Here is a 15,512-nt window from a genome sequence, read left to right as displayed (position 1 = left end):
ATTAGTAATAACAACTAATAACCAATAACCAACAATTGACCGGCAACCAATAACCAATCTAAGACACTTCTACCACAAAACTATTATCTGCTGCCAATAAATCTTTATTCGTAATCAAAGACTCCAGATTGATGTCACCTATAATGTATTTAAATTCGCGCGCGTAATGCCTTTCTGATACCTTTAAGAAGTTCAGTTTATCCAGAATAGATTCGTCATTATAGCGTAGGTATATTGTAATCTTATGATCGTTGCTATGGCTTAATTGGGTTGCTTCTAAGTGCTTTTTATATTCGTAACGATAATCATATCGCAACGCCGCAATATCTGATAAGACAGCTGAGCCGGTAGGATGCCCACCAGCACCTTTTCCATAGAAAAACTGCTGATCAGCAAACGCCGCCTGTACGACCACGCCATTATATTCGTTTTCAACAGCATAAAGAATGCTTTTATCATTCACAAACTTCGGAATTACATAAAGGATCACTTTTTCATTTCCTATTTCTTTAGCAGTGGGTACCAGCTTAATCTTATAATTCTTTTCCCGAGCAAAGCGAATATCATAGTCGGACAATTGATCAATACCAATATTCAGGATATCCTCAGGCTTTACGTACAAACCATAGGCATGCGAAGCAACGATGGCAAGCTTAAATTTCGCGTCAAAGCCACCTACATCCAGTGTAGGATCCGTTTCCGCAAATCCTAAATGCTGGGCTTGTTTTAAAGCAGTATCATAATCCATATGCTCATTAAAGATTTTGGACAAAATGTAATTGGAAGATCCATTAAAAATACCCGATACAGAATGGAGCAATTCATTATCGTAGTACTCCTCCAAATTACGGATAATAGGAATACTTCCACATACTGCGCCTTCATATAATAAACTTGTTCCATATTCCTGTTGAATGTCAACAAGCTCTTCCAAATGCGTAGCAATCATTTTTTTATTGGCCGAAACGACATGCTTACCCGTCTTCAATGCTTTCGACACAATATGAAAAGCAGCCTCGGCATCGTCAATTAGCTCCACAATGGTATTGATTTCTGCGTCATCCAATAATTCATCGGCTTCAGTGGTAAACAACTCCAAAGGAAGTGTTCTTTTTTTGTTTGGATTTTTAATAGCGAAACGTTTGATTTCCAGGTTTAGCTTCTTAGTTTTAATGATATCGTATAAGCCTTGGCCTACTACGCCAAAGCCAAACAATCCTAGTGTAAGTTTTTTACTCATTGTTCTGTTAGATCTTCTCTCTATATATTAAATCAGGGGTTGCAAAGCTCTATCCAAGCGATTTGGATAGTTATGTTTTAAAAAAGCAGCGATTTCCTTACTGATTTGTTTCGTTTCAATTAGAAAACCGTCGTGTCCGTAAAAGGAACTGATGGCTGCGAATTTGGCATTTCTAATATGCTTGGCTAAATACTTTTGCTCATCCAAAGGAAACAGTACATCGCTGGTAATACCAATCACCAAGGTTTTTGCACGTATTTGTTGCAAAGCCTCCTCCGCGCCGTTTCGTCCTCTTCCGACATGGTGGGCATCCATTGCTTTACTGAGAAACCAATAACTATAGGCATTGAAACGTTTCACCAATTTCTCGCCCTGATAATTTTGGTAAGATGATGCCCGGTAATCATCTATTTTATCATCAGAGCTTTCCAGCTGGGTGGCACCATAAGTTTCATACGTGCGGTAAGAAAGTAAGGCAATACTCCTGGCCACTTTCAAACCTTTTGCTCCACCGTTGGGTTTATTAGCATAAAAAGTCCGATCCGCACTGATGGCCAATCGCTGACTTTCATTGAAGGCGATGCCCCAAGGTGAATGCTGGGCATTTGTTGCCAATAAAATAAGATTCTCAATCCGATCAGGATGAAGAATAGCCCATTCCATCGCTTGCTGTCCTCCCAACGAACCGCCAATCAATACCTTAATCTTATCGATACCTAAATGTTGGGCCAAAAGTTCATGAGCCGCAATAAGGTCCCGAATCGAGAACTGCGGAAAAGAAAGGTAATAGGGTTGCTCTGTGCTTGGATTCGTACTTAATGGATTGGTAGTGCCATAATGAGATCCGATAATATTAGCACAAATAATAAAATGCTCCTGTGGATTGAACAGATCTCTTTCTCCGAACAAACCAGGCCACCAATCGAATACATCCGAATTAGCCGTTAGCGCATGGCATACCCATACCACATTATCCTTACGTGTGTTTAACCGGCCATAAGTATGATAGGTTATCTGTAAACCTTTCAATCGCTTTCCATTCTCAAACCGGAAGGTTTTATTATAATTGAATTTATAGATACTCATATATATAAGCGCAGCTACGCTGTTAAATTTCTATTTGATCTTGTCAAAAGCCTGCTGTAAATCGGCAATGATATCATCGACATGTTCGATACCCACAGCTAATCGCAAGGCGGTCGGCCTCACACCGGCAGCAACCTGTTCTTCGTCCGAAAGTTGTTGGTGCGTTGTAGCGGAAGGTTGAATAATCAGGGTCTTTGTATCGCCTACATTAGCCAAATGACTGATAAGTTCGAGATTGTCTACAAAAGCGGTTGCATGTTCTTTTTCTCCTTTCAATTCAAAGGATAATACCGCTCCAAAACCGTGTTGCAAGTATTTCTTAGCACGTAAGTGAGCAGGATGCGATTCCAAGCCCGGATAGTTGACGGATTTGACCAATGGATGCTTCTCCAACCACAAGGCAATGCTCAATGCATTATCAACGTGACGTTGTACACGTAAAGAGAGCGTTTCTAATCCTTGAAGCAGCAAAAATGAATTAAAAGGGGAGAGAGCCGGACCAAAATCCCGCAACCCTTCTACACGAGCACGAATAGCAAACTGAATATTGCCGAAGGGTCCACCGACACCAAATACATCCTTAAAAACAAGACCGTGGTATCCTTCGGAAGGTTCACTGAACTGTTTAAATTTACCATTGCCCCAATCGTAGTTGCCACCGTCAACAATTACACCACCGATGCTTGTCCCATGCCCACCGATCCATTTTGTTGCTGATTCTACAACCACATGTGCCCCATGCGCTAACGGTTTGAATAGATAGCCTCCGGCACCAAAGGTATTATCAACAATCAGTGGAAGATCGTATTTTTTTGCAACAGCCGCAATGGCTTCAAAATCGGGAACATTAAAACTCGGATTACCAATTGTTTCAATATAAATAGCTTTTGTTTTATCATCAATGAGGGCCTCAATATGAGCAGCCTCGTCATTATTTGCAAAGCGAGCTTCAATCCCCAACCGTTTGAAAGAGACTTTGAACTGATTATAAGTACCTCCATATAAATTGGAACCGGTAACAAAGTTTTCTCCACTTTCCAAAATATTGCTTAGCGCCAAAAACTGTGCTGCTTGGCCTGACGCCACAGCGAGAGCTGCCACACCTCCTTCAAGTGCGGCAATACGCTTTTCAAAAACGTCCGTTGTCGGGTTCATGATACGCGTATAGATGTTACCAAATTCTTTTAAAGCAAATAGATTGGCTCCATGTTCGGAGTTATTGAAAACGTAGGAAGTTGTCTGATAAATAGGTACCGCCCGTGCATTCGTAGCAGGATCAACTTCCTGTCCCGCATGGACTTGTAAAGTATCAAATTTTAGATTCGTTGTTGACATTGGATTTTTTTCTTAATTAAAATGTATTAACCATTGTTTGTTAGCGTAGACGTATGCAAATACAATACATCTCAAAACGACGTATGCTTCGCATCGGGACAAAAAAGAGTTTTCTTTTAACAACAGCACATACACATGCAAGCGCAATTCATATAGGAAAACGATTGCTTATTGCCTGTAAGGGATTGATTGAATAATTGTCGGTAAAATACACCGCCGGACTTAAATTTGCTGTTTGTTGAATGTGATTTCATGTCTTATTCATTTATATGCTCCCATTTATCTGGGACAGGATTTGGCACCTTTTCCGAACGTTTCGGATGGTTGCCAGTGGGTCTTAGAGCCGGTCTCTCGCCACTTCTTTATAAATCAAGACTCTTTTTAAAGAGGAATTGATCAATACATTATTAATGTATGGCGCAAATATACGTTTTATTTTAAAATTCAAAAGTAAAAAGTAAAAATTCAAAAGCCTGCTTGCCGATAGGTGCTACCGCCACTCTTTCAGCTCGCTGCCGCTACACACCCATAGCTCAGGTTAAATAGCCTGTTGGAATCCCTTATCTTTATGTATCAATTTAGCCGTGGAGGCGGGTATATCAATCGGGCGGGTATAAGTCACGAAATCTGCCTCCTTTAAGGCATTGAAGAAACCTAATTTCTCTACCATTCGAGTGGCTGGTTGATTATCTTCATTGATACATATCTTTATAAAAGAAGCGCCTAAACAATATTTAGCCATTTCAACCATTTGGTTGAAAGCGGTTGGCATAATTCCTTTCCCCCAGTACTCCGGTAATAACGACCCGCCGAAAAAGATATCTTTTTTCTTCTTGTTCCAGTTATACAGAACACAGCAGCCAATCACTTTCTCCGGTTCATTTCTCAATCGGATCGTGTAAATGTACTTACACAGCCAAAGCATCCTTTTCGTGAATTCTTCAGCTGTTTCATTACCAATTTCGTCATTGATATTGATTTTCCAAAACAGATCGGGTCTGGTATAGATATTGTCGAAAATTTCCGCGTCTTCTATTGTCAATTTACGCAAAACAATAGGCTCTACCTTTAGTGTATCCATAACTTAAGAAATTAAAACAAAAAAACGGAGATTGTTATTTGTTGATTTAAATGTACCTCAATCTTTCCAATAAAACAAACAAGTATGTTCTAAAATTGTTTGGAGTAAGTCTTAAATCTTAAGATGCGCCTGTAGCTGACACACAAACCTTATTACCCTATACCCTTAAAATCTTACGTTAACGAGACGGTTACATGCTTGCATATCCAAGCAACTTTATCTAAGTTTGTCGATAAGATATTCGTGTATGGAAGCAGATAACAGGTTACAGCTAGTCATCGATGACCCCCATTTGGATGTAGAATTAAGAGAAATAGCATTAAAGGTTCTTGACAATAAACGTATAAGCTTCGAAGAAGGTGTCAGCCTTTATGAGAAAGGCGATTTAGGATTCCTCGGCGTATTGGCCAATTACATCCGAGAAAAAAAGAATGGCAATTACACCTATTTTAATCGGAATTTCCACATAGAACCCACCAATCTTTGCGTATATGACTGTAAATTTTGTTCCTATTCAAGACTAATCAAAGAACGTTCGGAAGGATGGGAAGCAAGCATGGAAGACATGCTGGCTACGATCAAAAAATACGACGGCGAACCCATAACAGAAGTACATATTGTAGGCGGAGTACTTCCGCAATATAATATGCAGTTCTATATGGATTTATTTTCAGCCATCAAAAAACACCGTCCGCAACTTCATGTGAAGGCTTTAACGCCTGTTGAATATCATTATATTTTTAAGAAGGCAAAGGTGGATTATGCGACCGGTATGCGCATGATGAAGGAAGCTGGACTGGAATCCATGCCGGGAGGGGGGGCTGAAATTTTTCATCCTGAAATACGTGATCAGATCGCCAAAGATAAATGCAATGCGGAGCAGTGGTTAGCTATTCACGAGGAATGGCATAAATTGGGAATGCATTCGAATGCTACCATGCTTTACGGTCATATTGAAGCTTTCCACCATCGGGTTGATCACATGGAGCGTTTACGTCAATTACAGGATAAAACCGGAGGGTTTCAAACCTTCATTCCGCTCAAATTTAGAAATAAAGACAATCAAATGTCCCACATTCCCGAATCGTCAGTTATTGAAGATCTGAGAAACTACGCAATAGCACGCATCTACCTCGATAATTTTCAACATATAAAAGCCTATTGGGCCATGATCAGTAGGGATACAGCGCAATTGTCATTGAGCTTTGGCGTGGATGATATAGATGGCACATTAGATGACACCACTAAAATCTATTCCATGGCTGGAGCTGAAGAAAAAAATCCGGCAATGAGTACACAGCAACTCGTGGAACTCATTAAACAGGTGGGAAGGCATCCTATTGAGCGGGATACATTATACAATATAGTCACCGATTACCAGGATTACAAGTTCGACGAAAGCAATCCCAAAAAGAGCTATTACAGTTTACCGGTATTAAATTAGTGTTGCTATAAGCAAGAATGAAACCTGCATAAATTGCCAAATACAGAAGGAAATGAATAATTTATGCAAGCTTCATTACCGATAAAGAACAAATCATTTGAATGAAAAAATTATTCTACATTATTAGACACGGAGAAACCGACTTAAACAAACAAGGAATAGTACAAGGTAGGGGTGTTAATACGCCTCTAAATGACTTGGGGAATCAACAGGCACAAGCTTTTTATGAAGCTTACAAAGGTGTAGATTTTGACAAAATCTATACTTCAAGTCTTATCAGAACGCACCAAACTGTTGCTCCCTTTATCGAAGAAGGTATCTCTTGGGAACAACTCGAAGGTTTAGATGAAATAAGCTGGGGAATTTATGAAGGTAAGGAACAATCAACTAATATCATCACCGGCTTCAATTCCATTACACAACAGTGGAGCGAGGGTAAACTCGATGTTAGTGTAGAAGGCGGTGAAAGCCCTAATCAAGTACAGGCAAGACAGAAACAGGCGATGGATCATATAATCTCGCAAGTAAATGAACAAAAAGTTCTCATCTGTATGCATGGCCGGGCAATGCGTATTCTACTTTGCTTGCTGATCAATAAGCCTTTATCTCAAATGGACGACTTTCCCCATATGAACACGGCGTTGTATTTAGTTTCCTATGACAATGAAATATTTACTATTGAAGACCATTACAACATCAATCACTTAGCCCAACTTCAAGACGCCGAATAATATTTATTGAACACACACATGAATAAAATTAAAGTATCAGCCGTATCTTATACGAATACGACCCCTTTTATCTATGGTATAAAAAACACGTCACTGATTAATGAAATTGAATTAAGCTTAGATATACCGAGTACATGCGCACAGAAATTAATTGATAACCATGTCGACCTTGGTTTAGTACCCGTAGCCGCGTTATTACAAATACCGGGATATGATATCATATCCGACTATTGCATAGGCGCTACCGGAGCAGTGAATTCGGTGTTTATTTTTAGCAATAAACCGGTTCACGAAATAAAAACGCTCCGACTCGACAAACAATCACGCACTTCTAATAATCTCGCGCGCGTATTGCTCAAAAATTATTGGAAGCAATCGGTTGAACTCACCGAAGAACAAGATGCCGATGCTTTTGTGGAAATAGGTGATCGGACTTTTGGAAAAAAGGAAAGCTTTCCTTTTGTTTATGATATGGGGGCAGAATGGATGAACTTTACGGGTTTACCTTTTGCTTTCGCAGTATGGGCTGCCAATAAGTCCTTACCTAAAACTTTTATCGAATTATTTAACAGCTCCATGAAATTCGGATTGGATAACCGGAACGAGGTTATCGAAAATTTACCTAAGAGGGACGATTTCGATATTGCACATTACCTCAATCATTCGATCGATTTTTCACTGACCGATAAAAAAAGAGAGGCCATTCGATTGTTTCATCAGTATATTCAAGTACTTTAAAAGGGAACAAGAAACCAGTTAGTAGGGAAAGCGAGAATGAGGAGCAGGAAGAAAACTACTTACCCACTCAACGATTTCCCTACTAACTACTCCCTAATAGCTACTCGCGTTATCCAGAATTTTTATTTCCTCTGAACTCAGTGTTATTTCTGCTGATGTTATTAAATCACGTAGCTGTTTTTCATTGGTCGCACTGGCAATCGGTGCTGTAATAAAAGGTTTGTGAAGCAACCAGGCAATGGCTATTTGTGCTTTAGTGGCCCCTTTGTTGGCCGCAATCTCTTCGAGCGCTACTAAGATTCGTTCACCCCGTTCGTTTAAGTATTGTTTTACCGTTTCACCCCGTGGGCTTTTCTTAAGATCCGCTTCCGTTTTATATTTACCGGTAAGAAAACCACTGGCTAAAGCATAATAATTCAGCACGGCCAAATTTTCATCTTGTACTAAAGGAAGGTATTCCGTTTCAAATTTTTGTCGATCATATAAGTTATAAAGTGGCTGAATACTAACGTAAGGTTGCAGATTGTTTTTTCTAGCAAATTCGTTCGATGCCGCAATCCGTTCAGTCTTAAAATTAGAAGCACCGATATAACGCACCTTTCCCTCTTTGATGAGGTTATTTAATGCAAGCATCGTCTCTTCAATGGGGGTCGACTCGTCGTCATAATGGGTCTGGTAAAGATCAATGTAATCAGTTTTTAGTCTTTGCAGAGAAGCTTCGACTGCGTTTTTTATATAGGCAGCTTTTAGTCCTTTTTTTTCCGGGCTCATCTCAGCTCCTAATTTTGTTGCAATAACTACGTCGTCTCGTTTTCCCCGTTTTGACAACCAATTACCGATAATGGTCTCTGATTCACCTCCCTTATTTCCCGGAGCCCATTTGGAATAGACATCGGCCGTATCAATAAAATTGTAACTGCCATCAACTAATGCATCCAATAATTGGAAAGAAGCAACTTCATCCAGTGTCCATCCAAAAACGTTACCTCCAAAGGCAATGGGTGAAACCATTAATGTTGTTAAACCTAATTTTCTTTTATGTGCCATTTACGTACCTTTAATTTGTTATCAAAAGTATAAACGGTAAGTAATTAAATAAAGTTTTAGCGTAAGTTCGTACTATACAGAATATGACATCGCATTTACTCAATTCAGCAACTCATCTGTTTTTTTTCTTCGTGTCCGTTTCGGAATTTTCATATAACTTCCTTCTTCACTGCTTTCGTCTCCCAACAGCATACCCCAAGGTTTAAGCTCTGGTATTCGATCGAAAACAACCTTCATAATGGCAATAATAGGAATCGATAAAAACATTCCGGTAATCCCCCACAGCATCTCACCGAGAACCAATCCGATAAGGGCAATCAATGTGTTTATCTGAACTTTCGAACCAACAATTTTTGGCATTATGTAATTTCCATCTATCGCATGGATAATCACTAAGGCGACCACAACAAACAGAACATTGGTTGCCGTCGATGTGGCGAAGGTGATTAGAACTGTAATGAGCAGCGCGGTAAAAATCCCGATATAAGGAATAATATTGAAAATACCGGTGATCAATCCGAGCAAGAAGCTGTATTTTACACCTATAAAGTAGAATGCCAGACAAGCCATAATCGTTACGATCAACATTTGCAAGAAAAGTCCCACCACATAACGTTTTATAATATACTGAATCTGGTAAACAATTTCATAGACAACACTACTATGTTTTTCTTTAAATGAGGTAACTAAAAACCGAAGAATCAACCTCCTATGAAAGAGAATAAAAAAAGTATAAAGAAAAGAAAATAGAAGAAGCAGAAAAAGAGAGGATAAGGACATTAACGTTTTGCTCAATAAGGTTGTCCCCGTACTTAGAGACTTGGAGGCCGCTTCATTGATATAGTCAATCTGCGCCTTATTGTTCACATGGAACGTATCGGAAACCCATAACTGTAGATCAGCCGCTGATTTCAATAACTGTTGTTTAAAGGCGGGCCAATCGCTTGCTAAAGAAGAAAGTTGGGTTCCCAGTAGGGTGAAAACAGCTCCTATGAGTATTACTAAGGCAATTGACGACAATAAGGAGGACACAGATCGCGGCATTTTTAATCTACGTTCAAGAAAATTCGCTAAGGGCAACAGTAATACCGAGCATAAAAAACCAAAAATTAGGGGCGCCAAAATGGTATGCCCCAAAATTGCCAGATAACCCAATAGTAGAATACTTAATAAGACACAAGCAAGCTTAACATAAAAAGGGAGTATAACTGTTTTCATAAAGTACACATTAGGGTAAATAAAAATAAAGTTAATGTATTTTTAAATCTGCTATGCAATTTCTTTGCCTAAAATGATAAATAGATTATCTTTATCAAAAAAATTAAAATCTAACCATAACTTATGCCAATAAAACATATAGTCAGCAACCTTTTAGCTAGTTTTATTTTCCTTTCTACCTATGCGCAGGTAGATCCGCAAATAGATAATCGAAAAAAACTGGAGTGGTTTCAGGACGCCAAATTGGGTATATTCATACACTGGGGAATTTATTCGGTAAATGGTATTTCTGAATCGTGGTCCTTTTTTAATAATTATCTAAATCATGACGCATATATGAAGCAATTGGCAGGTTTTACCGCGTCAGCATATCACCCGGAGGAATGGGTTGATCTCATCTCGGAAAGCGGAGCTAAATATGCTGTAATCACTTCCAAACATCATGACGGCGTTGCTTTATGGGATAGCCGTATGGAAAAGGCAATCACGATCAAAAAACATAGTGCCGCTCAGCGCGACGTACTCAGTCCTCTTGTCAGCGCGTTGAAGAGTAGGGGAATCAAAACCGGCATCTATTTTTCCTTGCCCGACTGGAGTAATGAGGATTACGATGTATTCACACGAGTCAGAAAACGGTATAATCTAAAAGAAGATCCCAAACGATGGCAACAATACCAAAATTACATGATGGGCCAGCTGAATGAACTTTCCGATCACTTTCATCCAGATCTTCTTTGGTTTGATGGAGATTGGGAGCATAATGCGGGTGAGTGGCAAGCCGATAAGATATTGGCGGGTCTGCGAAAGTACAATCCAAATATTATCGTAAATGCGCGACTCACCGGCCATGGGGATTATGATACCCCGGAGCAAGGCGTACCCGTCCTCAAACCATCCAATCCTTACTGGGAATTATGCTATACCATGAATGATTCTTGGGGTTATCAACCCTATGACAGACATTACAAGTCGTCAAATATGATTATCAGGACCTTGATTGATTGCATTAGTATGGGTGGAAATCTGTTGCTAGATATTGGTCCGAGAGCAGATGGTAGTATTCCGGCGGAACAGATAGCGATTCTGAAAGATCTTGGACGATGGACACAGAAAAATCAGGAAGCCATTTATGGAACTCGAGCTGGCTTACCCGATGGCTATTTTAGTGGAAAGTCTGCCTTATCAAAAGACAACAAAACTATTTACTTATTTCTTGACAAAAAAGACAATAAAACTATATATATAAATTACTTAAAGTCGAAAATAAAACAGATACGAATCTTGGGCTATCAAGGAAATATCCCGTTTAAGCAATCTGATCAACAAGTAGCGATCGATATCCTTGGAGCAGCAGAAGACAAAGACGCTACCGTTGTTGCTGTCCAACTAGCAGAAGCATTGGCGCTAAATCCCCTCCACTTCGATCAAATGATTCCTAAAGACTTACAGCATATTTCAGTGGATTTAAACCAACAAATCCAATCTATTATAAAGAATATTAATAAAGGAAATAATTTGTTAGATAATAGCAATTTATCAATAGACAAATACAGTTATAGTTTAGATAAAAATCCTTCTCTGCAGAAATGGATAAAAAAGCATGCCGAGGCTTTATATCATAGCAAAACCGGACTGCCTGATGGTCATTACACCGGGCTCAGTACCTTATCTGAAGATAAACAAACTTTGTTTTTGTTTATCGAAGGTAAACCGACAGGCCCTATCGCTATTAAAGGGCTTAAAAACACAATACAACGCGCGCGGATTGTCGGTGAAGGAACTTTACTAACACCGCAGATTTATAACAAGTTGTATTGGAGCAAAATACCGGGGATAACTTATATTCCTGTACCGGAGGATCGCTTGGATACACAAATGACGGTTATAGCCTTATTGTTGGATGGACCATTGGATCTTTACAGAGAAAATGTCGGAGCTATTGAAAGTAATTTATAACATCATAAAAATGAAGAATTTTTTAGCAGCCCTACTGGGATTATGCCTCGGAGTACAGGCCATTGCTCAGGAACATAACACATCGGCCAATTATGTGAAACCGACAGATCCATTGGTGATAAAAAATCTAGCCGAATGGGAGGACCTCAAATTTGGTCTATTTATGCATTGGGGCACTTATAGTCAATGGGGAATTGTAGAAAGTTGGAGCCTTTGCCCGGAAGACGAAGGCTGGACACAACGTCGTGGTCCATATGCCAATAAATACTATGAATATGTAAAAGCCTACGAAGATCTACAAAAGCAATTTAATCCAGTGGATTTCAACCCTGAAAAATGGTCACAAGCTGCGAAAGCGGCCGGGATGAAATACGTTGTATTCACGACGAAGCATCACGATGGTTTTGCAATGTTCGACACAAAACAAAGCGACTACAAGATTACGGACACCAAATCACCTTTTTCCCGCAATCCGCGAGCCAATGTTGCCAAAGAGATTTTTAATGCTTTCCGTCAGGATCAGTTTAAAATAGGAGCCTATTTCTCCAAACCTGATTGGCATACACCTTATTACTGGTGGCCTTATTTTCCGCCAAAGGATCGGAATGTTAACTATGACCCAAAAAAATATCCCGAGCGCTGGCAACAATTTAAGGATTTTACCTATAATCAGATCAGCGAATTAATGACCGATTATGGTAAAATCGATATCTTATGGCTGGACGGGGGGTGGGTACGACCATTGGCCACCGTAGATACCACTGTCGAATGGCAAAGGGGTATTAAAACTGAACAGGATATAGATATGCCCAAAATAGCGAATATGGCACGTAAAAAACAACCGGGTATTATCATTGTGGACAGAACGGTTCCGGGAGAATATGAAAATTATGTTACCCCCGAGCAATCCATTCCCGACAAACCACTGGATATTCCCTGGGAGTCCTGCATGACGATGGGAAATTCATTCAGCTATGTTCCGAACGACCGGTATAAACCTGCGAGAGCAATCGTACATAACCTCATAAAAATTGTATCAAGGGGAGGAAACTACCTTCTTAACATTGCTCCCGGACCGAGGGGGGATTGGGATCCGATAGCTTACCAGCGTTTAAAGGAAATCGGAAAATGGATAGATAAAAATGGCGAAGGTATTTATGCTTCTCATCGTATCGCACCTTACTCGATAGGTGACGTTTTTTTTACGCAAAATAAGGAAGAAAATACGGTGTATGCTTTTATACTGCACGAAGACGGCAAAAAAAGACTGCCATCCTCTTTGGAATTACCGCTAAAGGAAGGGGCGAAATTACAAAATGTCAGTTTGGTAGGTTCCAGCTTAAAGCTTCGCTGGAAAACCATTGACAAAAACATTCACATTGAAATCCCCGAAAAAGGACGAGACCTGTCACCCGACAACTATGCAAGCATGATTAAAATAGAATATGTTTATTTGTAAAGAAGCGCATCGCAAACGGACAACGTATAAGTAAATTCGTAAATAAAGAGCATTTTAGTTAAGTTTGTAGATCAAAGCACTTCAATATGAACAAAAGCGAAACAGGCAGGGTTGATACACGTAACATCATTCTCATTTTAATAATTGTTAGTGTCGCGCTTTTACGGGTCCTTAACGTAGGTAAATTTGGCGACTGGGCTAATTTCACTCCGGTTGGAGCTATTGCACTTTTTGCCGGAACTTATTTCCTCAACCGATGGACAGCCTATTTTACACCTTTGTTAACACTTTTTGTCTCTGACATCATTGTAAATTATGGTTACTATGGTAAGATTACCTTATTTTATGAAGGGATCGTTTATGTTTATATTGCTTTCGCGCTCATGGTGCTCGCTGGAAGTCTGATCAAAAAAGTAACTATATTAAACGTTTTTATAGCTGCTATCGTTTCGGTATTGATTCATTGGACCATTACTAATTTCGGTGTTTGGATAAGTGGCCAACTTTATCCCATGGATGCGCAGGGTTTTATCGAATGCTATCTGATGGCTATTCCATTCGAGAAAAATCTATTGTTGGGAAATCTAGCTTATGGTTTCATTCTTTATGGTGGATTTGAATGGGCAAAGAAGTATTTTCCTTTTCTTGCGACACCAAGTGAATGGCAGGTTAGCAATCAAAACTACCAGTAAGTACATCCGTGTATGAAAGCTGTCGTATTCACAGGAGCAGGCATCTCGGCAGAAAGTGGATTAAAAACCTTTCGTGGTGACGACGGTTTATGGGAGGGATATAACGTGGAAGATGTAGCTACCCCGGAGGGGTGGCAAAAAAATCCTGAATTAGTACAGCATTTTTATAATATCAGAAGAAAAGCCGTATTGGAGGCACAACCAAATGCGGCTCATAAAGCGCTTGTTAAATTAGAAAATAAATTTCAAGTCACCATTGTAACACAGAACATTGATGACCTACACGAACGAGCGGGATCAACAAAGGTTATCCATCTTCATGGACTGATCACAAAAGCACAATCTTCACTCGACCCATCTTTAATATACGATATCGAAGGGGCAGAAATAAAAATGGGCGCAGTCTGCGCAAAGAATTCGCAACTTCGTCCACACGTTGTGTGGTTTGGAGAACCCGTCCCATTAATGCAAAAAGCAATTGATGAATGCCGGAAAGCGGATATCCTACTGATTATAGGAACTTCACTTCAAGTATATCCTGCAGCCGGTTTAGTAAATTTCGCTCCTTATCACGCCCAAAAGATTCTGATTGACCCCGCTGCAGACGAGCTAAGCCAGAAAGGTTCCGGTATTCAAAATCTTGCCGAAAGAGCCAGTACAGGCGTTCCCAAAGTTGTAGATCAACTACTAAAGGTTAAGTAGTTTAATACGGTATCAGCAATGATATTTCTCAACTATTTGGCCTTAAAGCATTCAAAATATTATTTTGTTTTAAACCATAACTAGCTATAAATAAACTATTTATTATTTATTATATAAACTATTGGGTTTTATCTGGGTTGAAAATTTTAAAAAACCAACCGTTAGAGCCAAATAAAATTCTGTCTCAACGATTTTTATGCCATAAGTATCTATAAATAAACCTATTAAATAAGGGTATAGGAATAAAAAATTAAGAAGGATAGGAGTGCACAACAAAGTTGCGAGGCATCAACCAGCACCGGAGTACTGGGTATAAATCATGAAGCACCGCGTGCTTACAACTTAGTATTCATGGCGCTCATAGGCCTTTTTAAAATCAGCACGCATGGTTGCAAATCGGGCAACAATAGCTTGTATGAATTCTTCATCCAATAGCTGAAAAACACCATTGATACCATCGGTAATATCAAGCTCAGCGATCTTGTAACTCTGTTCCAAAGATCCTTGTTCAAATTTGATAATGAACTTTTGGTTCATTGAGAAAATACTGATTTTACATTCTTTGTGTGGAAGTTCTGCAAGGGCTCTCATAAGAATCCATATAAGTTTAGTTAAAAGACTTACAAAACTACAAAATACCGCCTACATTATCAGTATGTAATAGGGAACAGAAAATTCTATTTAACATAATATAAATTATAAGCAATATAGATTGTTATGAGCGAACGTATTCTTCATTCAAGAATCATACAATCTTCGTAACAAAGCAATCAATTTGTTTAC

The 15,512-nt window shown here is 39.3% G+C and carries 14 protein-coding genes and 1 riboswitch; of the genes, 7 read left to right on the top strand and 7 right to left on the bottom strand.

The genetic code is table 11. The annotated features are described in order from the left end of the window. Positions 1-58: 58 nt before the first annotated feature. The 4 genes from RYH73_RS22395 to RYH73_RS22380 form a co-directional block, all read right to left on the bottom strand. Complete coding sequence (locus tag RYH73_RS22395) at positions 59-1,240, bottom strand: homoserine dehydrogenase (RefSeq protein ID WP_335315721.1); 1,182 nt, start codon at positions 1,238-1,240, stop codon at positions 59-61. Between the two features lie 27 nt (positions 1,241-1,267). Beyond that, the gene (locus RYH73_RS22390; RefSeq protein ID WP_335315720.1) at positions 1,268-2,326 is read right to left on the bottom strand and encodes a homoserine O-acetyltransferase family protein; all 1,059 of its coding nucleotides are present in this window, start codon (positions 2,324-2,326) and stop codon (positions 1,268-1,270) included. 30 nt (positions 2,327-2,356) lie between these two features. Then, positions 2,357-3,661 carry an O-acetylhomoserine aminocarboxypropyltransferase/cysteine synthase family protein gene (locus RYH73_RS22385; protein ID WP_335315719.1) on the bottom strand — a complete coding sequence of 435 codons (1,305 nt, stop codon included), beginning with the start codon at positions 3,659-3,661 and terminating at the stop codon, positions 2,357-2,359. 262 nt (positions 3,662-3,923) lie between these two features. Further along, positions 3,924-4,032, bottom strand: a riboswitch (SAM riboswitch). A gap of 167 nt (positions 4,033-4,199) precedes the next feature. Continuing rightward, on the bottom strand, positions 4,200-4,742 hold the full coding sequence (locus RYH73_RS22380) for a GNAT family N-acetyltransferase (protein WP_335315718.1): 543 nt from the start codon (positions 4,740-4,742) through the stop codon (positions 4,200-4,202). A 247-nt stretch (positions 4,743-4,989) separates the two neighbouring features. Between RYH73_RS22380 and mqnE the strand changes: the two genes are divergently transcribed. The 3 genes from mqnE to RYH73_RS22365 all read left to right on the top strand — a co-directional run bounded on the left by mqnE (position 4,990) and on the right by RYH73_RS22365 (position 7,655). Beyond that, positions 4,990-6,186, top strand: a complete 1,197-nt coding sequence (gene mqnE, locus RYH73_RS22375; RefSeq protein ID WP_335315717.1) for an aminofutalosine synthase MqnE — start codon at positions 4,990-4,992, stop codon at positions 6,184-6,186. Between the two features lie 101 nt (positions 6,187-6,287). Continuing rightward, the gene (locus RYH73_RS22370) at positions 6,288-6,917 is read left to right on the top strand and encodes a histidine phosphatase family protein (protein ID WP_335315716.1); all 630 of its coding nucleotides are present in this window, start codon (positions 6,288-6,290) and stop codon (positions 6,915-6,917) included. Positions 6,918-6,935: 18 nt separating this feature from the next. Continuing rightward, positions 6,936-7,655, top strand: a complete 720-nt coding sequence (locus tag RYH73_RS22365; protein WP_335315715.1) for a menaquinone biosynthetic enzyme MqnA/MqnD family protein — start codon at positions 6,936-6,938, stop codon at positions 7,653-7,655. A gap of 93 nt (positions 7,656-7,748) precedes the next feature. On the opposite strand, the gene RYH73_RS22360 is transcribed toward RYH73_RS22365, so the two are convergent. Together RYH73_RS22360 and RYH73_RS22355 are read right to left on the bottom strand one after the other, a co-directional pair. Beyond that, positions 7,749-8,702 (bottom strand): aldo/keto reductase, encoded by a 954-nt coding sequence (locus RYH73_RS22360; protein ID WP_335315714.1) that lies wholly within the window; start codon positions 8,700-8,702, stop codon positions 7,749-7,751. Between the two features lie 99 nt (positions 8,703-8,801). Beyond that, positions 8,802-9,920, bottom strand: coding sequence for an AI-2E family transporter (locus RYH73_RS22355; protein WP_335315713.1), 1,119 nt, complete (start codon positions 9,918-9,920; stop codon positions 8,802-8,804). 123 nt (positions 9,921-10,043) lie between these two features. Between RYH73_RS22355 and RYH73_RS22350 the strand changes: the two genes are divergently transcribed. The 4 genes from RYH73_RS22350 (at position 10,044) to RYH73_RS22335 (ending at position 14,729) form a co-directional block, all read left to right on the top strand. Next, complete coding sequence (locus tag RYH73_RS22350; protein WP_335315712.1) at positions 10,044-11,876, top strand: alpha-L-fucosidase; 1,833 nt, start codon at positions 10,044-10,046, stop codon at positions 11,874-11,876. Positions 11,877-11,886: 10 nt separating this feature from the next. Further along, positions 11,887-13,335, top strand: a complete 1,449-nt coding sequence (locus tag RYH73_RS22345) for an alpha-L-fucosidase (protein ID WP_335315711.1) — start codon at positions 11,887-11,889, stop codon at positions 13,333-13,335. An 86-nt stretch (positions 13,336-13,421) separates the two neighbouring features. Then, on the top strand, positions 13,422-14,027 hold the full coding sequence (locus RYH73_RS22340; protein ID WP_335315710.1) for a DUF6580 family putative transport protein: 606 nt from the start codon (positions 13,422-13,424) through the stop codon (positions 14,025-14,027). A gap of 12 nt (positions 14,028-14,039) precedes the next feature. Beyond that, a complete protein-coding gene (locus RYH73_RS22335; protein ID WP_335315709.1) occupies positions 14,040-14,729 on the top strand; it encodes an SIR2 family NAD-dependent protein deacylase in 690 nt (229 codons plus the stop codon). A 342-nt stretch (positions 14,730-15,071) separates the two neighbouring features. Here RYH73_RS22335 and RYH73_RS22330 read toward each other — a convergent pair whose 3' ends face one another. Next, complete coding sequence (locus tag RYH73_RS22330; protein ID WP_335315708.1) at positions 15,072-15,320, bottom strand: hypothetical protein; 249 nt, start codon at positions 15,318-15,320, stop codon at positions 15,072-15,074. Positions 15,321-15,512 lie beyond the last annotated feature (192 nt).

Origin of the sequence: Olivibacter sp. CPCC 100613, from assembly GCF_036959255.1 — a bacterium.
Lineage (GTDB): Bacteria > Bacteroidota > Bacteroidia > Sphingobacteriales > Sphingobacteriaceae > Olivibacter.
Note: the sequence above shows the minus strand (reverse complement) of the source record. Positions and strands in the feature narration are given on the sequence as shown.